The sequence below is a fragment of the Streptomyces sp. NPDC060194 genome, from assembly GCF_042728285.1.
Taxonomy (GTDB): domain Bacteria; phylum Actinomycetota; class Actinomycetes; order Streptomycetales; family Streptomycetaceae; genus Streptomyces.
On record NZ_JBHWZH010000063.1, the window covers coordinates 1 to 24,490 of the forward strand.

At 75.3% G+C, this 24,490-nt stretch carries 17 protein-coding genes; 10 read left to right on the plus strand and 7 right to left on the minus strand.

The window, feature by feature from the left end:
* Nucleotides 1-25: 25 nt before the first annotated feature.
* Nucleotides 26-1,378, minus strand: a complete 1,353-nt coding sequence (locus tag ACFWEG_RS16050) for a LacI family DNA-binding transcriptional regulator (protein ID WP_387214980.1) — start codon at nucleotides 1,376-1,378, stop codon at nucleotides 26-28.
* A gap of 190 nt (nucleotides 1,379-1,568) precedes the next feature.
* On the opposite strand from ACFWEG_RS16050, the gene ACFWEG_RS16055 reads away from it, so the two are divergent.
* The 3 genes from ACFWEG_RS16055 to ACFWEG_RS16065 all read left to right on the plus strand — a co-directional run bounded on the left by ACFWEG_RS16055 (nucleotide 1,569) and on the right by ACFWEG_RS16065 (nucleotide 4,767).
* Nucleotides 1,569-2,726, plus strand: coding sequence for a Gfo/Idh/MocA family protein (locus tag ACFWEG_RS16055; protein WP_387214983.1), 1,158 nt, complete (start codon nucleotides 1,569-1,571; stop codon nucleotides 2,724-2,726).
* Between the two features lie 77 nt (nucleotides 2,727-2,803).
* On the plus strand, nucleotides 2,804-3,937 hold the full coding sequence (locus ACFWEG_RS16060; RefSeq protein ID WP_387215044.1) for a dihydrodipicolinate synthase family protein: 1,134 nt from the start codon (nucleotides 2,804-2,806) through the stop codon (nucleotides 3,935-3,937).
* Nucleotides 3,938-3,969: 32 nt separating this feature from the next.
* Nucleotides 3,970-4,767, plus strand: coding sequence for a sugar phosphate isomerase/epimerase family protein (locus tag ACFWEG_RS16065; RefSeq protein ID WP_387215047.1), 798 nt, complete (start codon nucleotides 3,970-3,972; stop codon nucleotides 4,765-4,767).
* On the opposite strand, the gene ACFWEG_RS16070 is transcribed toward ACFWEG_RS16065, so the two are convergent.
* Entirely contained in the window at nucleotides 4,755-5,714 is a 960-nt protein-coding gene (locus ACFWEG_RS16070; protein ID WP_387214986.1) for an EamA family transporter, read from the minus strand. The two genes, ACFWEG_RS16065 and ACFWEG_RS16070, sit on opposite strands and share 13 nt — an antisense overlap.
* An 81-nt stretch (nucleotides 5,715-5,795) precedes the next feature.
* Here ACFWEG_RS16070 and ACFWEG_RS16075 point away from each other — a divergent pair, with 81 nt between their 5' ends.
* The 3 genes from ACFWEG_RS16075 (at nucleotide 5,796) to ACFWEG_RS16085 (ending at nucleotide 9,281) form a co-directional block, all read left to right on the plus strand.
* Nucleotides 5,796-6,743 carry a LysR family transcriptional regulator gene (locus ACFWEG_RS16075; protein WP_387214989.1) on the plus strand — a complete coding sequence of 316 codons (948 nt, stop codon included), beginning with the start codon at nucleotides 5,796-5,798 and terminating at the stop codon, nucleotides 6,741-6,743.
* Between the two features lie 94 nt (nucleotides 6,744-6,837).
* Complete coding sequence (locus ACFWEG_RS16080) at nucleotides 6,838-8,550, plus strand: glycoside hydrolase family 3 N-terminal domain-containing protein (protein ID WP_387214992.1); 1,713 nt, start codon at nucleotides 6,838-6,840, stop codon at nucleotides 8,548-8,550.
* 71 nt (nucleotides 8,551-8,621) lie between these two features.
* Nucleotides 8,622-9,281 (plus strand): hypothetical protein, encoded by a 660-nt coding sequence (locus tag ACFWEG_RS16085; RefSeq protein ID WP_387214995.1) that lies wholly within the window; start codon nucleotides 8,622-8,624, stop codon nucleotides 9,279-9,281.
* Between the two features lie 52 nt (nucleotides 9,282-9,333).
* Here ACFWEG_RS16085 and ACFWEG_RS16090 read toward each other — a convergent pair whose 3' ends face one another.
* Both ACFWEG_RS16090 and ACFWEG_RS16095 read right to left on the minus strand, forming a co-directional pair.
* A complete protein-coding gene (locus ACFWEG_RS16090) occupies nucleotides 9,334-10,737 on the minus strand; it encodes a S28 family serine protease (protein WP_387214998.1) in 1,404 nt (467 codons plus the stop codon).
* Between the two features lie 105 nt (nucleotides 10,738-10,842).
* Nucleotides 10,843-14,583, minus strand: a complete 3,741-nt coding sequence (locus tag ACFWEG_RS16095) for an ABC transporter ATP-binding protein (RefSeq protein WP_387215001.1) — start codon at nucleotides 14,581-14,583, stop codon at nucleotides 10,843-10,845.
* Nucleotides 14,584-14,746: 163 nt separating this feature from the next.
* Here ACFWEG_RS16095 and ACFWEG_RS16100 point away from each other — a divergent pair, with 163 nt between their 5' ends.
* On the plus strand, nucleotides 14,747-16,156 hold the full coding sequence (locus ACFWEG_RS16100; RefSeq protein WP_387215004.1) for an FG-GAP repeat domain-containing protein: 1,410 nt from the start codon (nucleotides 14,747-14,749) through the stop codon (nucleotides 16,154-16,156).
* Nucleotides 16,157-16,168: 12 nt separating this feature from the next.
* Here ACFWEG_RS16100 and ACFWEG_RS16105 read toward each other — a convergent pair whose 3' ends face one another.
* Nucleotides 16,169-17,854, minus strand: coding sequence for a thiamine pyrophosphate-binding protein (locus tag ACFWEG_RS16105; RefSeq protein ID WP_387215007.1), 1,686 nt, complete (start codon nucleotides 17,852-17,854; stop codon nucleotides 16,169-16,171).
* Between the two features lie 278 nt (nucleotides 17,855-18,132).
* Entirely contained in the window at nucleotides 18,133-19,593 is a 1,461-nt protein-coding gene (locus ACFWEG_RS16110; protein ID WP_387215010.1) for a sodium:solute symporter, read from the minus strand.
* A 133-nt stretch (nucleotides 19,594-19,726) separates the two neighbouring features.
* Between ACFWEG_RS16110 and ACFWEG_RS16115 the strand changes: the two genes are divergently transcribed.
* The gene (locus ACFWEG_RS16115; RefSeq protein WP_387215013.1) at nucleotides 19,727-21,187 is read left to right on the plus strand and encodes a PucR family transcriptional regulator ligand-binding domain-containing protein; all 1,461 of its coding nucleotides are present in this window, start codon (nucleotides 19,727-19,729) and stop codon (nucleotides 21,185-21,187) included.
* Between the two features lie 7 nt (nucleotides 21,188-21,194).
* Here the strand turns inward: ACFWEG_RS16115 and speB are convergent, their stop codons facing one another.
* Nucleotides 21,195-22,166: an agmatinase gene (speB, locus tag ACFWEG_RS16120; protein ID WP_387215016.1), complete on the minus strand. Its 972-nt coding sequence runs from the start codon at nucleotides 22,164-22,166 to the stop codon at nucleotides 21,195-21,197.
* A 239-nt stretch (nucleotides 22,167-22,405) separates the two neighbouring features.
* Between speB and ACFWEG_RS16125 the strand changes: the two genes are divergently transcribed.
* Nucleotides 22,406-23,563: an acyl-CoA dehydrogenase family protein gene (locus ACFWEG_RS16125; RefSeq protein WP_387215019.1), complete on the plus strand. Its 1,158-nt coding sequence runs from the start codon at nucleotides 22,406-22,408 to the stop codon at nucleotides 23,561-23,563.
* Nucleotides 23,564-23,588: 25 nt separating this feature from the next.
* A complete protein-coding gene (locus ACFWEG_RS16130; protein WP_387215021.1) occupies nucleotides 23,589-24,470 on the plus strand; it encodes an acyl-CoA thioesterase in 882 nt (293 codons plus the stop codon).
* Nucleotides 24,471-24,490: the final 20 nt, after the last annotated feature.

Consider the following 24,490-nt stretch of genomic DNA (forward strand, 5'->3'; position numbering starts at 1 on the left):
CGGGGGCACCCCGCCGGTGCGTCGCTCAGGTGCGGCGCGGACGCCCCGTCGAGGCGCGGAGGACGAGTTCGCCGGGCATCGCCGTCGTTCCGCCCGGCGGGGGTGCCTCGCGGCCCATGGCGAGGCGGCCGGCGAGGGCGCCCGCCGCCTGGAGGGGCAGGCGGACGGTGGTGAGCGCCGGGTGGGCGTCGGCGGAGAAGGGCAGGTCGTCGAAGCCGGTGACGGAGACGTCGCCGGGGACCGAGAGGCCGAGGTCGCGGACGGCCGCGCAGGCCCCCAGCGCGATGGTGTCGTTCGCGGCGACGAGCGCGGTGACGCCGGGCTCCCGGCGCAGCAGCTCGTGCGCGGCGTCGTAACCGCTGCGGCGGTCGAACGCGCCGTGCAGGAGGAGTCGCGGCGGGTCGTCGAGCCCGGCGGCGGCCAGCGCGGCGCGGTGGCCCTCCAGGCGGTGCCGGGTCGTGGTCCGGTCGGCGGGACCGGCGATGTAGCCGATGCGGCGGTGGCCGAGGCCGATGAGGTGCGCGGTGATCTCCCGGGCCCCGCCGCGGTTGTCGAAGGTGACGGCGAGGACATCGGCGTCACCCGCGACCGACGCGCCGTCGGCGGCCGGGGCGACGGACCCCGCCGCACGGCTCCCCGCCCCCTCGGTGAGCGGGGCGACGAGGGCCGCCGCGCCATGCCCCGCACCCGACCGGTCGCCCACGCCCCCTACGGCCCGCGTGCCCGCGCCTCCCGGGCCACCCGCGCCCGACCCGACGCCGGGTCCACTACGCGCCCCCTCGCCCGGGCCACCGACCCCGCCCGCGCCGGGGCCGGCCCCCGCGCCGGGGCCGGCCGGGCCCGGCCCGCTCCCCGCTCCCGCCGCCCCGCCCGGCAGGGCCTGCCGCGGCCGTCCACACAGGACGATCCGCGTGCCGGCCGCGCCCAACCGCCGCAGCTTCGCCGCGACGGCCGCGATGTGCGCCGGGTCCTCGATCGCGCCGCCGGTCAGGACGACCGCCGCGGCCCGCTGCCGCTGGAGCAGCGTGAGGTAGGTCAGCTCGCGCTCGGGCGAGCCGCCGGTGTTGCAGACGACCGCCAGCTTCTCGCCGCCCGCGCGGCCGCTGGTGGAGCCCACCTCGGACTGCACCGCGCTCGCCACGATCCCGAAGAACGGGTCGGCGATGTCGTTGACCAGGATCCCGACCAGGTCGGACGTGGCCGCGGCCAGCGCGCTGGCCGGCCCGTTCAGGACGTACTCCAGCTCGTCGACCGCCCGCAGCACCCGTTCGCGGGTCGACGCGGCGACCGGGTAGTTGCCGTTCAGGACGCGGGAGACGGTCGCGGGCGACACCCGCGCCCGGGCCGCCACGTCCGCCAGTGTCACGGTCGTCGTCATCTCGTCGCGCCTCCTGAGCCCGGTCCCGGACCCGCCGGACGGACGCGGGGTCCCCCAGGGACGGGCTCGCGGCCGACCTCTTGTCCGACGGTGAGAAGCAGGCTAGCTTCTCCCCCGATAGAAAGCGCTTACTACACCGCTGTGGTGCAGAAACCGCCGCGCCGGTTTCCCCTGTCCCGAGGAGTTCCGCATGACCAGGAGAACGGTCCGCATCGCCATGAACGGCGTGACCGGCCGGATGGGTTACCGCCAGCACCTCGTCCGCTCGGTGCTCGCGATCCGCGAGCAGGGCGGGCTCGATCTCGGCGACGGCACCGTGCTGTGGCCCGAACCGGTGCTCGTCGGCCGCCGCGCGCACGCCCTCCGGGCGCTCGCCGAGCGGCACGGACTCGACCCCGCGCACACCTCCACCGACCTGGACGCCGTCCTCGCCGACGACTCCGTGGACGTCTACTTCGACGCCCAGGTCACCTCCGCGCGGGAGGACGCGCTGCGCCGCGCGATCGCCGCCGGCAAGCACGTCTACACCGAGAAGCCGACCGCCACCGGCCTGGACGGCGCCCTGGAACTGGCCCGCCTCGCGCGGGACGCGGGGGTACGGAACGGGGTCGTGCAGGACAAGCTGTTCCTGCCGGGGCTGCGCAAGCTCAAGCGGCTGATCGACGGCGGGTTCTTCGGCGAGATCCTGTCCGTGCGCGGCGAGTTCGGCTACTGGGTCTTCGAGGGCGACTGGCAGGAGGCGCAGCGCCCCAGCTGGAACTACCGCGCGGAGGACGGCGGCGGCATCGTCGTCGACATGTTCCCGCACTGGGAGTACGTCCTGCACGAGCTGTTCGGCCGGGTGGAGTCCGTGCAGGCGCTGGTCCGCACGCACGTCCCGAAGCGCTGGGACGAGGAGGGCAAGCCGTACGCGGCCACCGCGGACGACGCCGCCTACGGCGTCTTCGAGCTGGCGGGCGGCCCGGTCGCCCAGATCAACTCCTCGTGGGCGGTGCGCGTCCACCGCGACGAGCTGGTGGAGTTCCAGGTCGACGGCACGCACGGCTCCGCCGTCGCGGGCCTGCGCGGCTGCCGGATCCAGCCCCGCGCGGCGACTCCCAAGCCGGTCTGGAACCCCGACCTGCCGGTCACCGAGTCCTTCCGCGACCAGTGGCAGGAGGTCCCCGACAACGCGGACCTCGACAACGGGTTCAAGGCCCAGTGGGAGCTGTTCCTGCGCCACGTGTACCTGGGCGAGCCCTACCACTGGGACCTGCTGGCCGGCGCGCGCGGCGTCCAGCTCGCCGAACTCGGCCTGCGCTCCTCCGCGGAGGGCCGCCGGCTGACCGTCCCGGAGCTGACCCTGTGACCGCGCGGGACGCGATCGCGGACACCGGCCTCCCCGGGCACGCCCGCCCCGCCCGGCGGGCGCCCCAGGGCCTCGTGCTGCCCGTCGCGGGCGGCGGTCTGCGCACGTACGCGCCGCGCGCCGAGCCGCACCGGGTCGCGGCGGGCGCGCCGCCCGTCTCCCGGACCGTGTTCGCCGCCGCGCACGTCGTCGCGGACCCGTACGCGGAGGACCCCGGCGCCGTCGACTGGGACGCCACGCTCGCCTTCCGCCGGCACCTGTGGTCGCACGGCCTGGGCGTCGCGGAGGCCATGGACACCGCCCAGCGCGGCATGGGCCTGGACTGGCCGGCCGCCGCCGAGCTGATCCGCCGCTCCGGCGCGGAGGCGAGGGCGGTCGGCGGGCGGATCGCGACCGGTGTCGGCACCGACCAGCTCCCGCCCGGGGAGGCGACGCTCGCCGAGGTGGCCGCCGCCTACGAGGAGCAGCTCGCCCTCGTCGAGGCGAGCGGCGCGCAGGCGGTGCTGATGGCGTCCCGGGCGCTGGCCGCCGCCGCGCGGGGCCCCGAGGACTACCTGGAGGTCTACGGCAGCCTGCTCCGGCAGACCGCGGAGCCGGTGGTCCTGCACTGGCTCGGCCCGATGTTCGACCCCGCTCTGGCGGGTTACTGGGGCTCGGCCGACCTGGACGAAGCCGCGGAGACGTTCCTGGAGGTCATCGCCGCGCACCCCGACAAGGTCGACGGCGTCAAGGTCTCCCTCCTCGCGGCCGAGCGCGAGGTCGCCCTGCGCCGCCGCCTCCCCCGGGGCGTGCGCTGCTACACCGGCGACGACTTCCACTACCCCGAGCTGATCGCGGGCGACGACCGCGGCTTCAGCCACGCGCTGCTCGGCGCGTTCGACCCGCTCGGCCCGCTCGCCGCCGAGGCCGTGCGCGTCCTCGACACCGGCGACGTCCGGGGCTTCCGCGACCTCATGGACCCGACCGTCGCGCTCTCCCGGCACCTCTTCGAGGCGCCGACGCGCTCCTACAAGACCGGCGTCGTCCTGCTGGCCTGGCTGGCCGGCCACCAGGACCACTTCACGATGGTCGGCGGCCTGCAGTCGGCCCGCTCGCTGCCCCACCTGGCCACCGCGTACGAACGGGCCGACGCCCTCGGCCTGTTCCCCGACCCCGGGCTGGCCCGCTCCCGGATGGCCGCCCTCCTGACCGTGCACGGAGTGACCCAGTGACCGCCGGCCTCGCCCGTCTCAGCATCAACCAGATGACCGTCCGGCAGCTCCCCCTGCCCGAGCTGGTCCGCGCGTGCGCCGACCTGGGCGTGCCGGCGGTCGGGCTGTGGCGGGAGCCCGTCCAGGAGTACGGGGTGGCGGCCGCGGCGGAGCTGGTGCGCGACGCCGGACTCGCCGTCAGCACGCTGTGCCGCGGCGGCTTCCTCACCGCGGCCGACCCCGCCGGGCGGGCCGCGGCGGTCGCCGACAACCGGCGGGCCGTCGACGAGGCCGCCGCGCTCGGCACCGACACCCTCGTCCTGGTCTCCGGCGGCCTCCCGCCCGGCTCGCACGACCTGGCCGGCGCGCGCGCCCGCATCACCGACGCCCTGACCGAGATCGCCCCCTACGCCGCCGCTTCCGGCGTCCGGCTCGCGATCGAGCCGCTGCACCCGATGTTCGCCGCCGACCGCTGCGTCGTCTCCACCCTCGGCCAGGCGCTCGCGATCGCCGAGCACTTCCCGGCCGAGCAGGTCGGCGTCTGCGTGGACACGTACCACGTCTGGTGGGACGACCGCGCGCCCGCGGACCTCGCCCGGGCGGGCGCGGGCGGCCGACTGCACGCCTTCCAGCTCGCCGACTGGACCACCCCGCTGCCCGCCGGCGTCCTCAACGGCCGGGGGCAGCTCGGCGACGGGGCGGTCGACCTGCCCGCGTGGTGCGGGCGCGCCGACGCGGCGGGCTGGTCGGGGCCGGTCGAGGTGGAGCTGTTCAACGACGGGCTGTGGGCCCGCGACGGTCTCGACGTGCTGAAGGAGACGGCCGAGCGGTTCCGTGTTCACGGCTGCTGAGCCGGTGCCGTCGCCACCGATGGACCGCCGGCCGCGTTCACGGGTGCGCGGTCGTCCTGCTCGGTGCGGGGGACGCCGCCCGGCGCGCCGCGGTCGCGTGTCAGGGAGGTGAGGGCGACGCCGCCGACCAGGAGGACGGCGGCGCACCACCGCAGGGGGGTGACGTGCTCGCCGAGGAGGAGGGCGGCCGACGTCATGCCGAAGACGGGGACGAGGAGGGTGAAGGGGGCGACGGTCGAGGCGGGGTAGCGGCTCATGAGGTAGCTCCAGGCGCCGAAGCCGAACACGGTGGAGACCCAGGCGACGAAGAGGAGCGCGGCGAGCCCCGTCAGGTCGAGGGAGCGCAGCGCCGCGAGGTCGGCGCTCGGGCCCTCGAAGAGGAGCGAGAGGGCGAGCAGCGGCAGGACCGGGACGACGCAGACCCAGATCATGAAGTTCAGCGCGTCCGGCGGGGCCGCCCTGCGGGTCAGCACGTTGGAGACGCCCCAGGCCGCGGCCGCGGCGACGACCAGCGTGAACGCGAGCAGCGGGCCGCTGTGCGCGCCCTCGTCGTACGCCGCGACGCCGATCCCGCAGAACGCGATCGCCATCCCCGCGAGCCGGACCCGCCCGGGCCGCTCCCGCAGGACGACCACCGCGATCAGCGCGGTGAACACGGCCTGGATCTGGAGCACCAGCGAGGAGAGCCCGGCGGGCATGCCCTCGTGCATCCCGATGAAGAGCAGCCCGAACTTGGCGACGCCCAGGGCGAGTCCGACCCCGACGATCCACTTCCACGCGACCTTCGGCCGTCCGACGAGGAAGACGGCCGGGAGGGCGGCGACGAGGAACCGGAGCGCGGAGAACAGCAGCGGCGGGAAGTGGTCGAGGCCGACCTCGATCACGACGAAGTTGACGCCCCACAGGGCGGCGACGAGGACGGCGAGGGCGGTGTGCACGGGACGCATGCCTCCGAGCATCCGCGCCCGGACCGTTCAGGACCAGCGCCGATTCTTGACGCATCGGATGAAGCGCGGCTTAATCGAGGCATGCTCGACCTCGCGCGGCTGCGCGCGCTGCACGCCGTCTCGGTGCACGGCACCGTCGCCGCGGCGGCCGCCGCGCTCGGCTACACCCCCTCCGCCGTCTCCCAGCAGATCACCAAGCTGGAGCGGGAGACCCGGACGAGCCTCCTGGAGCGCCGGGGCCGCGGTGTCGCGCTCACCGAGGAGGCGCTCCATCTCGCGTCCGCGGCGCAGGAGTTGCTGGCCGTCATGGAGCGCGCCGAGACCGCGCTCGAGGAGCGGCGGGGGGTGCCGGCCGGGCGGCTGACCGTCGCCGCGTTCGCCTCCGCGGCGCGGGGGCTGCTGCCCGGTGCGCTCGCCGCGCTGGGTGCCCGGCATCCCGAGCTCGACGTGCGGCTGACCGAGGTCGATCCGCACCTGTCGGTCGACCTCGTCGCCAAGGGCTCCGTCGACCTCGCCGTCGCCCACGACTGGGCGCCGCCCGGGCCCGGCGGCGTGCCGCGGCTGCCCGCCCCGCACGGGCTCGCGCAGGTCCACCTCGGTGACGACCACTGCGACCTGATCGTGCCCGCCGCGCATCCCTTCGCCGGTGGGGGGCCGGTCTCGCACGCGGATCTGCGGGGTGAGCGGTGGATCGGGCAGCCGGCCGGGCGGGTGTGCCACGACTGGCTCGTCGGCACGATGCGGGCGGCGGGGCACGAGCCCGACATCGTCCACACGGCCGAGGAGAACCCGACCCTCATCGCCCTCGTCGCGGCCGGCCTCGGCATCGCGGTCGTCCCCCGACTGGGGAGCGGCGCGCTGCCGCCGGGGGTGGCGCGGGCCGAGCTCGTGCCCTTGCCGCGGCGGCGGCTGTACGCGGTGTGGCGCGCGGGCGCGGCGCGGCGGCCGGCGATCGCGGCGGCGGTGGAGGTCCTGCGGGAGTTCGCACCGGGGTGCGGGGTCCTGCCCGGCGAGGAGCGCCGCGGCTGACCGGCCCGGCGCGACCGCCGGCAGCAGGGGCGGGCGGCACCGGGAACCGGCACCCCCGTACGGTGATCACCGAGAGCCGACGGAGGGAACGCAGATGCACCACCCGCACGACGACGACCTGCGCGCACGGATCGCCGGGATGACCGCCGAGGAGAAGGTCGGGCAGCTCTTCGTCACCCGCGTGTACGGGGAGACCGCGACCGACCCCTCCCCCGAGGACGTCCGGCGGAACCGGGCCGCGTTCGGTGTGGCGACCGGCGCCGAACTCGTCGCGGAGTACCACGTCGGCGGGATCATCTACTTCGCCTGGGCGCACAACACCACCGGTCCGGAGCAGATCGCCGCGCTCTCCGCCGGCCTCCAACAGGCCGCGCGGACGCCCCTGTTGATCGCCACCGACCAGGAGCACGGCACCGTCACCCGGATCGGCTCGCCCGCCACCCTGCTCCCCGGCGCGATGGCCATCGGCGCGTCGGGGTCCCGCACCGACGCCCGCGACGCCGCCCGGATCGCCGGCACGGAGCTCGCCGAACTCGGCATCCGCCAGGACTACGCCCCCTGCGCCGACGTGAACGTCAACCCGGCCAACCCCGTCATCGGCGTCCGCTCCTTCGGCTCCGACCCGCACGCGGTCGCGGACCTGGTCGCCGCCCAGGTCGAGGGGTACACCGCGGGCGGCGTCGCGGCCGCCGTGAAGCACTTCCCCGGCCACGGCGACACCGAGACCGACAGCCACCACGGCCTCCCCGTCATCCACCACAGCCGCGAGGAGTGGGAGCGCCTCGACGCGCCCCCCTTCCGCGCGGCCGTCGCCGCGGGCGCCGGCTGCGTGATGACCGCGCACATCGTCGTCCCCGCGCTGGACCCGTCCGGCGACCCGGCGACGCTCTCCCGGCCGATCGTCACCGGCATCCTGCGCGACGAACTCGGCTTCGACGGCGTGGTGGTGACCGACGACCTCGGCATGGCCGGCGTCCGCCAGACGTACGGCGACGAGCGCGTCCCCGTCCTCGCCCTGCTCGCCGGCTGCGACCAGTTGCTGAACCCGCCGGACCTGCGGCTCGCCCGCGACGCGGTGCTCGCCGCGCTGGCCGACGGCGAGCTGGAGTGGGCGCGGGTGGAGGAGTCGGTGCTGCGGATCCTGCGGCAGAAGGCGCGCCTGGGCCTGCTCGCGGAGGCGGGCGCGGAAGCCCCCGCAAACGCGGGCGCGGCCACCACCCTCGGCTCCCCCGCGCACCTCGCCGTCGCCGACCGGATCGCGGACCGCAGCGTCACCCTGCTCGTGGACTCCCCCGGCGCGCTGCCGCTCGACCCGGCCGTCCGCCCCCGCCTCCTGGTGACCGGCGCCGACCCCGAGTCCCCCTCCGGCACCACAGGACCGCCCACCGCGGTCCTCGCCGCCGCGCTCTCCGGCCACGGCTTCCGCGCCCGGGCGGTACCGCCCGCGGAGGCGGTGGCGGCGGCCGCGGAGGCGGACGCCGTCGTCGTCACCACCTGCAACGTGCCGGCCGGGCGCGGCACCCCGCAGGACCGACTGGTCGCCGAACTGACCGCCACCGCACTGCCCGTGGTCACCGTCGCCCTCCGCAACCCCTACGACGCGGCCCGGCTGCCGGCGCACGCGGCGGCGCTCGCCGTCTACTCCTGGGGGGATGCGGAAATGCGTTCGGCGGCACGGGTGCTGGCGGGCGTCACCTCGCCGGTCGGACGGCTCCCCGTGCCGGTGCCGGACGGGGACGACCCCGAGGTGGAGCGGTTCCCGCTGGGCCACGGCCTGGGCCGGGACGCCGCACGCACCGGGGGCTGAACCCGAGGCGTCCGCCCCGCGCGGCGGGAGGGCTCCGGCTAACCTGAGCGGAACGCGATCGGGGGGTCGGCATGGGAAGCACACGACGAGCGGTGGGGCCGGTGAGGGCGCTGGGCACGCTGTGCCTCGTCGCCGCGCTCACCGCCTGCCAGTTCGTCTCCGGGTCGGAGACGAATCGTTCCGGCCCGGAGGCGGATCCGACCGCCGACGGCACGGTGAGCCCCACCCTCTCCCCGCAGGGCTACGGCGTCCGGTTCCTCGCGCTCAGCGAGTGCAGCTCGCGGGAGCGGTCCGGCTTCAACGAGGTGTCCTGCACCAGCGAGCGCGCCGCCGCGCAGGTCATCGCCCGGCACGACGGACCGCGCGAGAAGGGGCCGCTCTGCCCGGGCCCCACCGACTTCGTGCTGCACATCAGCGAGTCCGCGCCCGCCTCGCGCGCCACGGAGGAGGACCCCGGCGTCCCCCGGGGCTACGCCTGCATGCGCAACCTGGAGGCCCCGCACCCGGGCGACCCCGGCGGCGGGGGCGGCCCACGCACGATCGTCGGCGACTGCGTGCAGGACACCCGCGAGGGCGAGGTGCGGGAGACGGCGTGCGACGGCACCGGGGACGACGAGCCGGGTTACCGGGTCCGCTCGGCGGTGACGGAGCGCTCGTCGTGCCCCGACTCCACGGACCTGTACGTGCAGTTGGGCGGGAAGAAGCCGGTGGGGTGCGCGGAGCGGGTGTGAGAGGAGGGGCGCGTCCGCAGCGGACGCGCCCCTCCTTCCCGTGTGCCGTGCTCTACGGCCGCAGGGTCATCTCCCGCTCCACGGGCTGCCGGTCGAGCGCGGCGTCGTACCGTGCCAGCGGCGCGGCCTCGGCCACCGCGGCGGCGGGCAGGCCCGCCCACTGAAGGATCTCGGCCGTCGCCTTCTCCCGCTCGGCCGGCACCAGACCGGCCACGTTCGCCCCGTGGTTGGCGCCCGGCGCGGTGAACACGTACGCGTCGTCGGTGTGCCGGCCCGGACGGAAGCGCTCGGCGCCCCACGGGTCGTTCTCGCCGTAGACGAACAGCATCCGCGTCGCGTTGCGCTGCACCCACCGGTCGACGTCCCGCATCGCGCCGCGGTCGAACCGCATCGGGATCTCGCGGGGCACGAACGTCCGCGGCGGCTGGTAGCCGTAGCGGGTCAGGCCGCTGAGGTGCGGCTGCCGGATCGTCGGCGCGCCCAGCTGGGTGCCGGCCTGGTAGTAGTACGGCGTGTACGGGGCCAGGCCCTGGTCGGTGTAGAAGGACCAGCCGGCGATCGCGTCGACGTAGTCGTAGAGCTCCTGGTCGGAGGCGGTCGCGGCGACGGGCACGTCCGCGCAGTCGGCGGCGGTGCTGTACTGCCAGAAGCCCCAGGCCAGGTCGAGGACGGTCGCCTCGAACGACTTGTCCAGGCTGCCGGTGGTGGTGAACGTGTAGCCCTCCGCGTCCGCGTACGCCTGGTACTTGGCGCTCAGCGCGGTGCGGCGCTTCAGGGCCTCGCGCTCGACGTTCTCCAGCGCGGTGCGGCACTCCTCGGTGCCGACGTTCCGGAAGAACCGGTCGTACGCCGAGTCCTCGTCGTTGACCACGTCGTTCGGGGCCACGTACGCGACGACGCCGTCCATGTCGCGCGGGTAGAAGCGCTCGTAGTACGTGGCGGTCATGCCGCCCTTCGAGCCGCCGGTCGCCAGCCAGTTCCCGGCGTAGATCCCGTTCAGGGCCTGGAAGATGCGGTGCTGGTCGCTCGCCGCCTGCCAGATGGTCAACTTCGACCAGTCGGCGGGCGCGGGGCGCGACGGGGTGAAGAACCGGTACTCCATGGAGACCTGGTTGCCGTCCACGATCCGCGTCGGCTCCGAACGGCCGGGGTTCGTCGAGACGTTGTAGCCCGACGTCTGGAAGACCGTGGGCCGCGCGGTGTCCTTGTGCAGCACGGTCAGGCGCTGCTGGAACGTTCCCTTACGGGGGTTCCTGTGGTCCACGGGCTGCGTGTAGTTCAGCACGAAGTACCGGTAGCCGGTGTACGGCTTCTCCTCGACCAGGCTCATGCCGGGGATGGCGAGGAGCCGCTCCTTGATGTCCGGTTCCGCGGCGGTGGCCGCGCCGGTGGCCGTGGTTCCGCTGATGCCGATCAGCATCGCGAGCGCCACGAGCCATCTCAACGCCGTTCGCATGGGGGTCCCTTGGTGGGTATACGGCTTGACGCCGGGAACCTAACCCAGCCCCGCCCTCCGCACCAGGGGGCGGCCCCGGTCCCACCCGTGATCCCCGCAGGGGCCTCACACTCCCGCCGGTTCCCCCAGGAAGGTGTGCCACAGCTGGGCGTAGCGGCCGCCGCGGGCCACCAGCTCGTCGTGGGTGCCGTCCTCGACGACGCGGCCGTGGTCGAGGACGACGACGCGGTCCGCGCGGGCCGCGGTGGTGAGGCGGTGGGCGACGACGAGGGTGGTGCGGCGGACGGCCAGGCGGTCGGTGGCGCTGTTGACGACCGCCTCGGAGGCGAGGTCGAGGGCCGCGGTGGCCTCGTCGAGCAGCAGCACGTCCGGATCGACCAGCTCCGCCCGCGCCAGCGCGATCAACTGCCGCTGCCCGGCGGAGAGGTTGCGGCCGCGCTCGGCGACCTCGTGCACGTACCCGCCCGGCAGCGTCGCGATCATGTCGTGCGCGCCGACCGCGCGGGCCGCCGCCTCGACCTCCGCGTCGGACGCGGTGGGGCGGCCGTAGGCGATGGCGTCGCGGACGGTGCCGGGGAAGAGGTAGGCCTCCTGGGGGACGACGCCGAGCCGGTGCCGGTAGGCGGTCATGTCGAGCTCGCGGAGGTCGCGGCCGTCGACGGTGACCCGCCCGGACGTCGGGTCGTAGAAGCGGGCGACCAGTTTGACCAGCGTCGACTTGCCCGCACCGGTCTCGCCGACGAAGGCGACCGTGTCCCCGGCCGCGATCCGCAGGGAGATGCCGGACAGCGCCTCCTCGGAGCCGTCGGCGGTGGCGTAGGAGAAGTGGACGTCGTCGAAGGCGATGTCTCCGCGCAGCTCGCCCACCGGCAGCGGGTCCGCCGCCGCCGGCGTGGAGGTCTCCTCCACCAGGAGCTCCTGCACCCGCCGCAGCGAGACGGCCGCCTGCTGGTAGCCGTCGAAGATCTGCGACAGCTGCTGGACGGGCGCGAAGAAGAGGTCGATGTAGAGGAGGTAGGCGACCAGGGAGCCGATGGCGAGGGTGCCCGCGTCGACCCGGCCGGCGCCGACGACCAGGACGGCGGCGGTGGCGACGGAGGACAGGAACTGCACGAACGGGAAGTAGACCGAGATCAGCCACTGCCCCTTCACCCGCGCCTCGCGGTACGCGCGCGACCGCGTCGCGAACCGGGCCGTGCTGTCGGACTCGCGGCGGAACGCCTGCACGATCCGCAGACCGGAGACGGTCTCGGTGAGGTCGGCGTTGACCACCGCGACCCGCTCGCGCGCCAGCTCGTACGCCTTGGTGCTCTGCCGGCGGAAGAAGTACGTGCCGGCGATCAGGACCGGCAGGGTGGCGAAGACGACGAGCGCGAGCTCCACGTCGATGACCAGGAGCGCGATCAGGATGCCGAAGAAGGTGGTCACCGAGATCAGCGCGGTGACCATGCCGGTCTGCAGGAACGTGGAGAGCGCGTCGAGGTCGGTGGTCATCCGGGTGAGGATCCGGCCGCTCAGCTCGCGCTCGTAGTAGTCGAGGCCGAGCCGCTGGAGCTGGGCGAAGATCTTCAGCCGCAGCGTGTAGAGCAGGCGCTCGCCGATCCGGCCGGTCATCCGGGTCGCGCCGATCTGCGCGGCCCACTGCGCCGCGACGGTGGCCAGCGCGAGGAGGGACGCCGCCCACACCGCGCCGAGGGCGGCCTTCTGGACGCCGTCGTCGATGCCGTGCCGGATGAGGATCGGCAGCAGCAGCCCCGCGCCCGCGTCGAGCGCGACGAGCAGCAGGGCGACCAGCAGCGGCCGGCCGAAGCCCCGCAGCAGGCGGCGCAGGCCGTAGGTCCCCTCCTGGGCGACGGCCCGGGTCTCGTCGACGTCGGGGACGTCCTCGGCGGGCGGCAGTTCGGCGACGGCCGCGAGCATCTCGGGGGTGGCGCCGTTGCGGCCGGGGCGCAGCCCGCCGTCCCAGGCGCTCTCGCCGCGCTCCCACAGCCGCGGGGTGAGACCGCGCTCGGCGTCGTACTCGGCGTCGATCTCGTCGCGCACGGACCGGTCGGCCTCGGCCTCGCGACCGGACTGGTCAAGCTTGACCAGCGAGGTGACGTGGCCCGGGGAGACGCCGCCCAGCTCGTCGGGGTCGGTGAGCAGGCGGCGGTAGAGGGCCGAGCGGGCCTCCAGCTCCTCGTGGGTGCCGAGGTCGGCGAGCCGGCCGCCGTCGAGGACGGCGATCCGGTCGGCGAGCGCGAGGGTGGAGCGGCGGTGGGCGATGAGGAGGGTGGTGCGGCCGGCCATGACGGAGCGCAGCGCGTCGTGGATCTCGTGCTCGACGCGCGCGTCGACGGCGGAGGTGGCGTCGTCGAGGAGCAGCAGCCGGGGGTCGGAGAGGATCGCGCGGGCTAGTGCGACGCGCTGGCGCTGGCCGCCGGAGAGGGTCAGGCCGTGCTCGCCGACGGTGGTGTCGTAGCCGTCGGGCAGCTCGGCGATGAAGCCGTCGGCCTGGGCGGCGCGGGCGGCGGTGCGGATCTCGTCGTCGGTGGCGTCGGGGCGGCCGTAGGCGATGTTCGCGCGGACGGTGTCGGAGAAGAGGAACGAGTCCTCGGGGACGAGGCCGATCGCGCCGCGCAGGGAGGCGTACGTCAGCTCCCGGACGTCGCGCCCGCCGACCCGCACGGCCCCGTGGGTCACGTCGTACAGGCGCGGCAGGAGGAGCGAGACGGTCGACTTGCCGCTGCCGGAGGAGCCGACGACGGCGAGCGTCTGCCCCGCCTCGATGCGGAAGCTGAGGCCGTCCAGGACGGGCCGGCCCTCGTCGTAGGCGAAGCCGACGTCGTCGAACTCGACGGTCGCGGGGGCGTCGGCGGGGAGCTCGTCGGTGCCCTCGGTCATCGACGGGCGGGTGTCGATCAGCTCCAGGATCCGCTCGGCGCCGGCCCGCGCCTGCTGGCCGACGGTCAGCACCACGGCGAGCATGCGGACGGGGCCGACGAGCTGGGCGAGGTAGGCGGAGAACGCGACGAACGTGCCGAGGCTGATCTCGCCGCGGGTCGCGAGCCAGCCGCCGAGGGCGAGCATGGCGACCTGGCCGAGGGCGGGGACGGCCTGGAGGGCGGGGGTGTAGCGGGCGTTGAGGCGGATGCCGCGCATCCGGCCCGCGAAGAGGCGGCGGCCGACGGTGCGGAGCTTGCCGGTCTCCTGCGCCTCCTGGCCGAAGCCCTTGACGACCCGGACGCCGGAGACGGCGCCGTCGACGACGCCGGCCACCTCGGCGGCCTGCGCCTGCGCGTACCAGGTGGCGGGGAACAGCTTCTTCCGGCTGCGGCGGGCGATCCCGTACAGGGCGGGGGCGACGGCCAGCGCGACGAGGGTGAGCGGCAGGGACAGCCACACCATGATGACCAGCGACATGACGAACAGCAGCACGTTCCCGATCGTCATCGGGAGCATGAACAGCAGGCCCTGCACCAGCTGGAGGTCGCTGGTCGCGCGGCCCACGACCTGCCCGGTCGACAACTCGTCCTGGCGGCGGCCGTCGAGCCGGGTGATCGTGTCGTACATGTCGGTGCGGAGGTCGTTCTGCACGTCGAGGGCGAGCATGCCGCCGTAGTAGCGGCGCACGTACGTCGCGACGTAGACCAGCGCCGCGGCGCCGAGCAGCGCGCCGGCCCACGGGGCCATGTCGCGGGTGCCGCTCCCGATCACGTCGTCGATGATCACCTTCGTGATCAGCGGCACGAGGGCCATCACGGCCATCCCCGCCAGCGACGACCCCAGCGCGAGCACCACGTTCCGCCGGTACCGCCCCGCGTACCCCCCGAGCCGCCGCCCCCACCCCTGCCGTTCCGCCACCACTGCCGATCCCTCTCCTCGCCTCACGGCCGCGCGCGCCTCGCCGCACCGCCGTGTGCGCCAACGCGCACGGAACCGGATTTCATCCTTCCGCAACAAACCGAGCGGTGCGCGGGCCGTTGATCATCCCCTGGACCTGGGGGCGGCGGTCGTGTGGGATGGCCGGATGAGCGGACGGTGGGGGCGCGGGGTCGTGGGGGTCGTGGCGTGCGGGATGGCGCTCGCGGGGTGCGGGGGCGGAGGCGGCGGCGCACCGCGGGCGGACCCGCGGCCGTCGGCGGACCCGCGGCCGTCGGACGCCGCACCGCTCGTCCCGGCGTGGCAGGGCGGGACGCGCCCGGTGCCCCGGGGCGAGGGCGGTGGGGCGCCGGGGGACGTCAACGGGGACGGGTACCGGGACCTGGTCCTGCGGATCGCCGACGGCCGGGCGGTCGTCCTCCACGGTTCCGCGCGCGGGCTCGACCCGGGGACGCGCAGCCCGGTGCCGGCGAAGGCGGCCGGCGCGACGGTGGGCGTGCCGCCCGGGGCCGAGGCCGCCGATCTGGACGCCGACGGCTTCGGGGACCTCCCGGTCGTCCTCGCTCAGCCCGACGGGCGGCGTGCGCCCGGGGTCGTCTGGGGCGGTCCGGACGGGCTCGGCGGGGCGGCGACCCGGCTCCCCGGCCTCGACGGCGACGCGGTCGACCCGGTCCTGGGGAGCGGTGACTTCGACGGCGACGGCAGGGCGGACCTCGCCGTGGGCTCCGACACCCGGGTCGAGGTCCGGTTCGGGCCCGTCGACCGGTCGAGCGGCCGGTCCGCCGCGGTCCGCCCCTGGATCCCGCCCTCGGCGTCCACCGGCGGCCCCGGCTGCTGCATGTACGCCCTGGCGGGGCTGTCCTCCGCGGACGTCAACGGCGACGGGGCCGACGACCTGGTCGTGGAGCCCGGGAGCGACGGGGAGCAGACGGCGTCGAAGCTGCTGCTCGGCACCCGCTCGGGCCGCGCCGCGTTCCCGGCCGCCGTGCACGAGCTCCCGACGGGCAGCGGCGTCGTCGCCGGGGACTTCGACGGGGACGGCACGGACGACCTCGCCGTCAGCGACACCGGCGGCCGCAACGGCGAGGGCGACCCCGACGCCCTCGACACCGTCCTCGCCCCGATCACCCTCGTGACCGGTGTCCCGGGTTCGACCGCCGCACCGCGGACGCGAAGGGTGGCCGGCAGCCGGGGCCTCGGCGGTCCGGCCGCCGCCGACCTGGACGGCGACGGGGCCGACGACCTGGTCGCGTGGCACGGCGCCGACCGCGACGCCCTCCGCGTCCGGGACCTGGAGGGCCTCGCGGTCCTGCCCGGCGGCCCCTCGGGCCCCGACGCCGCCGACCCCAGCCGGATCGACGCCCTGGGCCCGGCCCGCCGCGCCGGGAAGCGCGTCCCGGCCCACGAGCGCCCCGCCCGGATCCTCACCGGCGGCGACTTCGGCGGCCCGGACCAGCTGGTCCTCGGCTGGGGCCCCGGCTGGACCTCGGACCGCTGGTGGTTCCTCTCCGGCCCGGCCGCCACGGACGGCTTCACCCTGAGCGCCGACCGGCTGTGACGGCCGGTCCCCTCAGAGGTGGGTCGGCGCGAAGAGCTTGAGGACGGCGGGGAGGACGACCACGGAGGGGCCGGGGGTGGCCAGGGCCTTGGCCAGGTCGGCCCGGAGGGAGGCGGGGGTGGTGCGGGTCGCGGGGACGCCGAAGGACTCGGCCAGCGCGGTGAAGTCGGGGCGGGAGAGCTCGGTGTGGGTGGTCGCGCCGAACGCGTCGTTCATGTACTCGCGCAAGACGCCGTAGCCGCCGTCGTCGACGATCAGCCAGGTGACGGGCAGGTCGTGCTGGCGCGCGGTGGCGAGCTCGGCGAGGGAGTACATCGCGCCGCCGTCGCCGGAGACGGCGAGGACGGGGGTCGACGGGTCGGCCGCGGCCGCGCCGAGCGCGGCGGGGTAGGCGTAGCCGAGGCCGCCGGCGCCCTGCGCGGTGTGGAAGGCACCCGCGCGGGGGTCGAACGCGGACCAGGCCCAGTAGCCGAGGATCGTCATGTCCCAGAACGACGGGGAGTCGTCCGGCAGCGCGGCCCGGACCGCGGCGAGGATCGCGCGCTCCTGGTCGAGGTCCTGCGCGTCGAGCCGCGCGGCGACCCGTGAGAGGACGTCCCGGACCCGGCCGGCGGCCGACGGGTCGCGGCGGGGCGCGTCGATCGTCTCCAGGAGCGCGGTCAGGGCGAGCCGCGCGTCGGCGTGGATGCCGAGCGCGGGGTAGTTCGCCTCCAGCTTGCCCGCGTCCGCCTCGATCTGGATCACCCGGCCGCGCGGGGCGAACGTGCCGTAGTTGCTGCTCAGCTCGCCGAGCCCGGAGCCGACGACGAGCACGACGTCGGCGTCCTCCAGGAACTCCGTCAGGTGCCGGTCCTCCATCCAGGACTGCAGCGACAGCGGGTGCTCCCAGGGGAACGCCCCCTTGCCGCCGAACGTGGTCGCCACGGGCGCGTCCAGCAGCTCCGCGAGCGCCCGCAGCTTGCCGGAGGCGTCGGACCGTACGACGCCGCCGCCGGCGACGATCACCGGCCGCTCGGCGCCGCCGAGCAGGTGAGCGGCGACGGCCGTCAGCTCGGGGCGGGGCGCGAGTTCGTGCGGACCGGCGTCCATGGGGGCGACGACCGGCAGGGTGGTCTCCGCGGCGAGGACGTCCTGCGGGATCTCCACCCACACCGGCCCGTGCGGGGCGGTCAGCGCGGACTCCCACGCGGCGGCGATCGCGGACGGGATCTGCGACGCGGTCCGCACGGTGTGCACGGACTTCACGATGTCGCGCACGGACGCCTGCTGGTCGCGCAGCTCGTGCAGGTAGCCGTGCCGCCCGCCGCCGAGGCCCGCGACCGGCACCTGCGAGCAGATCGCGAGGACCGGCGCGGACGCGGCGGCGGCCTCCTGCAGCGCGGCGAGCGAGGTCAGCGCGCCCGGGCCGGTGGACAGCAGCAGCGGCGCGACCTCGCCGGTGACCCGCCCGTAGCCGTCCGCCGCGAACGCCGTGTTGTTCTCCACCCGCAGCCCGACGCAGTGCAGCTCGGGCGATCGCCGCACCGCGTCGAACAGCGCGAGCGCGTGCTGCCCCGGCAGCCCGAACACCGTCCGCGCGCCGAGCCCGCTCAGCGTCTCCACCACCAGGTCACCCCCCGTCCGCCCGGGCGGCGGCGCGAGCGCGGCGGCGGTCTGCGCCTCGGTGGGCCGGAGAACGAGGTCGTGGTCGTGCGCCATGGGGGGAGAACTCCTGTGGGGTCGGGCCGGGATTCGACTGTACGGGGCGGCCGGTCGTCCGGCCGCGGCCCGCGGTGGGCGCGCGCGGGGCGCTGTGGGGGGCGCGGGAGGTGGGGCTCCCTGCGGGTCGGGGGGCCTGTGCGACCGCGAGGCGGCGACGACCGCCCGGCCCCGGTCCGGGCGCGCCCCGGGGAATCCGCCGACGCGCGCCTGAGCGCGTTCCGGTGCGGGCGCAGGCCGGGTGGAGCCGGTCGGCCCCGGGTCCGCCGCGTCCGGACTCATGGACGCGCGGCGACCGGCGGCTCCGGGGCGTCGGCCCCGCCGCGCCCCGCGAGCCGTTCCCGCCACGCGGTCAGGATCACCGGGTCCGTCGGCTTCGTGGCCAGCGAGACGACGACGTACGCGGCCAGGGACGCGAGGAGCCCGTAGACGATCGGCTCGGTGGCGAGGACGCCCTGGACGGCCATCAGGACGACGACCGTCCCGCCGCCCGCGCCGACCGCGGCGAGCGCGCCGTACGCCGTGCCCCGCTTCCAGAGCAGGCCGCCGAGGATCGGGACGAGCAGCCCGCCGACGAGCAGGTTGTAGGCGACGGTGAGCGCCTCGACGACGTTGTTCAGGGCGATCGAGACGGCGATCACGAGGACGCCCATGCCGAGGATGAACGTCCGGTTGCCCTTCACCTCGTCGCTCTCGCCGCCCGCGACGGCCTTGCCCCGCAGCCGCGACCAGATGTCGTTGTTCGCGACCGTCGCGCACGCGATCAGCGCGCCCGAGGACGTCGACATCACCGCGGCCAGCGCGGCGGCGAGGACGAGCCCGCGCACCCCGATCGGCAGCTCGTCCTTGACGATCGTCGCGAACGCCGCGTCCGAGCTGGCCAGGTCCGGGTACATCACCTTCGCCGCGGTGCCGATGACCGCGCCGGCCACCGCGTACAGCAGGCAGTACGTGCCCGCGACCGTGCCGCCGACCCGCGCGACCCTGTCCGTGCGCGCGGTGAAGACCCGCTGCCAGATGTCCTGCCCGATCAGCATCCCGAGCGTGTAGATCAGCACGTACGTGAAGATCGTCTCGCCGCCGATGCCGAGCGGGTCGAAGTAGGACGTCGGCAGCTCCTCGCGCATCGCGGCGAAGCCGCCCGCCTTGACGACGGCGATCGGGAGCAGCAGCAGGAGCACGCCGATCGTCTTGACGACGAACTGCACCATGTCGGTGAGCGTGATCGACCACATGCCGCCGAGCGTGGAGTACGCGACGACGATCGACCCGCCGATGACGATCGCGAGCGTGCGCGGGACGTCGAAGAGGACGTCGAAGATCGTGGCGTAGGCGATGGTCGAGGTGACGGCGAGCATCAGGGTGTACGCCCACATCACGACGCCGGAGATGACGCCCGCCCGGCCGCCGTAGCGCAGGTCGAGCATCTCGGAGACGGTGTAGACCTTCAGCCGGGCGATGCGGGCGGAGAAGAACACGGACAGGGCGAGCAGGCCGAGCCCGATGCTGATCACCAGCCAGGCGCCCGAGAGCCCGTACTGGTAGCCGAGGCCGACGCCGCCGATCGTCGACGCGCCGCCGAGGACGATCGCGGCCATCGTCCCGGAGTACATGCCGGGACCGAGCCGCCGGCCGGCGACGAGGAACTCGCTCTTGGAGCGGGCGCGCCGCATGCCCCACCAGCCCATGGCGAGCATGCCGGCCAGGTAGACGACGATCACTGCGTAGTCGACGGCCATGCGGGGCCTGCCTCTCTCGTCCGTCGGGTGGGGGTCCCGTGGGGGGTGTCCGGTCGACGCTATGTGGCCGGGGCGCGGCGCTGAAGTGTACGTTTCCTCCACCTGCTGCCCGCCGGATGGACGGAGTATCCACATGCCCGCGCGCCCGGACGCGACGCCCCCGACCCCCGCGGTCGCGCTCGCCGCGCTGCTCGCCCGCGACGACCTCGGCCTGCGCCAGGTCGGCGGCCCGCCGGTCGCGGCGGACGACGCGGTGCACTGGGTGCACACCTCCGAGATGGCGGACCCGTACCCGTACCTGCTGGGCGGCGAGCTGCTGCTGACGGCGGGGGTGTCGTACCCGCCGGACGGGGCGGCGGGGGCGGGCGACCCGTGGGACGCGTACGTGCGGCGGCTCGTCGAGGCGGGCGGGGCGGCGCTCGGGTTCGGGGTCGTGCCGGTGCACGACACGGTGCCGGACGCGCTGGTCGCGGCGTGCGACCGGTACGGGCTGCCGCTGGTCGAGGTGCCGCCGCCGACGCCGTTCACGGCGGTGGCCCGCGCGGTGTGGGGGCTGATGGCGGAGGCCCGCCACCGCGAGCTGCGCGAGGTGGCCCGCGCCCAGCAGGCCCTCGCCGCGGCGGCGTCCCGGCCCGACGCGGTCCCGGAGGTCCTCCGCGTCCTCGCCGCCCGCCTCGGCGGCTGGGCGGCCCTGCTCGCCCCGGACGGCACGGCACCGCACACGGCGGGCCGCACCCCTGGCCCGGCGGCCCGCAGCGGACTCCGCCGGCTGGCGGAGGTGGTCAGCCCGGAGGGTGCCGCGGACGTCGCGCCCGCCTCCGCGAGCGACCACCTCCCCGACGGCACGCACCTCGCGGCGTACGCGCTGGGCGGCGATCCCTCAGGGGCACCGGGCCCCGTGCTGGCCGTCACCGCGCCCCGCCGCGCGCCCGGCGACCACACGATCGCGGGGGTCGGGGCGGTCCTGCTCACGCTGCTCACGGCCGAGCGGCAGGGCGCGGACGAGGCGGGGCGTACGTCCGCGCTGGTCCGGCTGCTGCTGGGAGACGCGCCGGCGGCGGTGGCCCCGCTCCTGGGCGAGGGCCCGTGGACGGTCGTCCACGGCCACGGCACCGGCGCCCCGCCCCCGCTCGGCACGTCCCTGGTCGATCCGACCGCCGACGGCTTCCGCGCCCTGCTCCCCGCCGGCGCCCCGCTCTCGGCGCACCCCGGCTGGGCCCTCGGCGCGAGCGCCCCGGCCGCCGCCGAGGCGCTGCCCACCGCCGGCACCCAGGCCGTCCGCGCCGTGCGCCGCGCCCGCGCGACCCGCACGCCGCTCGTCCGCCACCGCACGACCGGCCTCGACGCCCTCACCGACCCCGATGAGGCCGCCGCCTACGCGGCCGGCCTCCTCGCCCCCCTCACGCCCGCCCTCCAGGAGACCCTCCGCACCTGGCTCTCCCTCCACGGGAACTGGGACCGCACCGCGGCGGCCCTGTCCGTCCACCGCAACACCGTCCGCCAACGCATCGGCCGCTGCACGACCCTCCTGGACCGCGACCTCGACGACATGACCGTCCGCGCGGACCTCTGGTTCGCCCTGCGGCACCGCTGAGCGGCGGCTACGCGCCCGCGCGGCCCGCCGCGATCTGGCGGGACATGATCGTGGTCAGCTCGTAGGCCGTGTGGGAGGCGGCGACGGAGGTGATCTCGGCGTGGTCGTAGGCGGGGGCGACCTCGACGACGTCGGCGGAGACGAGGTTGCAGGCGGAGAGGCCGCGGAGGATCTCCAGCAGCTCGCGGGAGGTGAGGCCGCCCGCCTCGGGGGTGCCGGTGCCGGGGGCGTGGGCGGGGTCGAGGACGTCGATGTCGATGGAGATGTACAGCGGGCGGTCGCCGATGCGCTGGCGCAGCTGGTCGGCGACCTCGTCGGCGCCGCGCCGCATGACGTCCGCGCTGGTGACGATGCCGAAGCCCATCTTCTCGTCGTCGGTGAGGTCCTGCTTGCCGTAGAGCGGGCCGCGGGTGCCGACGTGGGACAGCGCCTCGGTGTCGAGGATGCCCTCCTCGACGGCGCGGCGGAACGGCGTGCCGTGGGTGTACTCGGCGCCGAAGTAGGTGTCCCAGGTGTCGAGGTGCGCGTCGAAGTGGAGCAGCGCGACCGGGCCGTGCTTCTTCGCGACCGACCGCAGCAGCGGCAGCGCGATGGTGTGGTCGCCGCCGAGCGTCATGAGGCGCGCGCCGGTCCCGAGCAGCTCGTCGGCCGCCGCCTCGACCGTCTCGACGGCCTCGTTGATGTTGAACGGGTTCGCGGCGATGTCCCCCGCGTCCGCGACCTGCGCGAGCGCGAACGGAGAGGCGTCCTGCGCCGGGTTGTACGGGCGGAGCAGCCGGCTCGCCTCCCGGATCGCGTTCCCGCCGAACCGCGCCCCCGGCCGGTAGGAGACCCCGCTGTCGAACGGCACGCCGACGACGGCGACGTCCGTGCGCCCCACCTCGTCGAGCCGCGGCAGGCGCGCGAACGTCGCGGGCCCGGCGTAACGGGGGATGCGGGAGGAGTCGACGGGGCCGCGCGGAGTTTCGAAGCTGCTCATGGCTACGAGGGTAGGGGCCGCGACGGATTCCGCACTTGTCCGCGGTAGCGCGCGGCGGGTGCGCCACTTGTCCACCGCGGACAGCTTGTCCGCCGCTCCGGTCCGCACTCCCGGTGGCGGCGGCGCGTGAGGCGTCTCACCCTGGACACACCGGCGAACCGACCGGTAACTTCGGAGGCTGAGCAAGCGCTTAGAGGCATGCTCGAAAGCCGTCCGGCATCGAACCGAAGGAGCCACCGGTGCGCCGTACCGTATTCAACGAGGACCACGAGGCGTACCGGGACACCCTGCGCTCGTTCATCGAGAACGAGGTCGTGCCGGTGTACGACGAGTGGTTCGCCGCCGGTCAGGCCCCCCGCGAGTTCTACTACAAGCTCGGCGAGCTGGGCGTCTTCGGCATCGCCGTGGACGAGGAGTACGGCGGCGCGGGCATCGACTCGCACAAGTACGAGGCCGTGCTCCAGGAGGAGTGCGCCCGCGCGGGCGTCTCGTTCGGCGGCTCCGGCGTGCACGTGCTGCTCGGCCTGCCCTACATCAAGATGCTCGCCACCGACGAGCAGAAGAAGCGCTTCCTGCCGAAGTTCGTCAGCGGCGAGGAGATGTGGGCGCTCGCGATGACCGAGCCGGGCACCGGCTCCGACGTCGCCGGCATGAAGACCACCGCCAAGCTTTCCGAGGACGGCACCCACTACGTCCTCAACGGCGCCAAGACGTTCATCACCGGCGGCGTCCACGCCGACCGCGTCATCGTCTGCGCCCGTACCTCCGCCCCGCGCGAGGACGACCGCCGCTTCGGCATCTCGCTCTTCGCCGTCGACACCAAGTCCGCCGGCTACTCCGTCGGCCGCAAGCTCGACAAGCTCGGCCTGCGCACCTCCGACACCGCCGAGCTGGCGTTCGTCGACGTGAAGGTGCCGGTCGAGGACCTGCTCGGCGAGGAGAACAAGGGCTTCGCCTACCTCGGCACCAACCTCGCCTCCGAGCGCTGGGGCATCGCGTTCGGCGCCTACGCGCAGGCCGCGGCCGCCGTCCGGTTCGCCAAGCAGTACGTCCAGGACCGCACGGTCTTCGGCAAGTCCGTCGCCTCGTTCCAGAACACGAAGTTCGAGCTGGCCGCCTGCCAGGCCGAGGTCGACGCGGCCCAGGCCGTCGCCGACCGCGCGCTGGAGGCGCTGGACGCCGGCGAGCTGTCCGCCGCCGAGGCCGCTTCCGCGAAGCTGTTCTGCACCGAGGTCGCCCACCGCGTCATCGACCGCTGCCTCCAGCTGCACGGCGGCTACGGCTTCATGAACGAGTACCCGATCGCCCGCCTGTACGCGGACAACCGCGTCAACCGCATCTACGGCGGCACCAGCGAGGTCATGAAGATGATCATCGCGAAGGACATGGGTCTCTGAGGCCCGTCTCCTGAGAAGTCCGTTCATGACGACGGCACTTGAGGCCCTGCTCGATCTGCTCGACCTGGAGCGGATCGAGCAGGGCATCTTCCGTGGCCGCTCCCGCCGGGGCGTGGTCCCGCGGGTCTTCGGCGGGCAGGTCGCGGCCCAGGCGCTGGTCGCCGCGGGCCGCACCGTCCCCGAGGACCGGCCCCCGCACTCGCTGCACGCGTACTTCCTGCGCCCCGGCGACCCCGGCGCGCCGATCGTCTACCGGGTCGACATGATCCGCGACGGCCGCTCGTTCACCACCCGCCGGGTCGAGGCCGTCCAGCACGGCCGGCCGATCTTCCACCTCACGGCGTCGTTCCAGGCCCACGAGGACGGCTTCGACCACCAGGCCGCGATGCCGTCCGCGCCCGACCCCGAGACGCTGCCCACGGCCGCGGAGATGCTGCCCCGGTACGCCGCCGGGTTCGTCCACCCCCGCGTCGCCGAGCGGCTGCTCGCCGTGCGCGCCGCGGTCGACCTGCGGTACGTCACCGCACCGCCGTACGCCACCCCCGGCACCCCGCGCGAGCCGCGCTCGCAGGTCTGGTTCCGCACCCACGGCAAGCTCGACGGGGCGGCCGACACCCCGCTGATGCACGTCGTCCTCGCCACGTACATCTCCGACATGACGCTGCTCGACTCCGTCCTGATCGCCCACGGGCGCGGCGGGTGGACCACCGGCGACGTCGTCGGGGCGTCGCTCGACCACGCGATGTGGTTCCACCGGCCGTTCCGGGCCGACGAGTGGCTGCTCTACGACCAGGAGTCGCCGTCCGCGTCCGGCGGGCGGGGGCTCGGGCAGGCCCGCATCCACACCCGCGACGGGCGGCTCGCCATCTCCGTGGTGCAGGAGGGCGTGGTGCGGGCGCCGCGGTGAGCGGGGCGGGCGTACGGTCG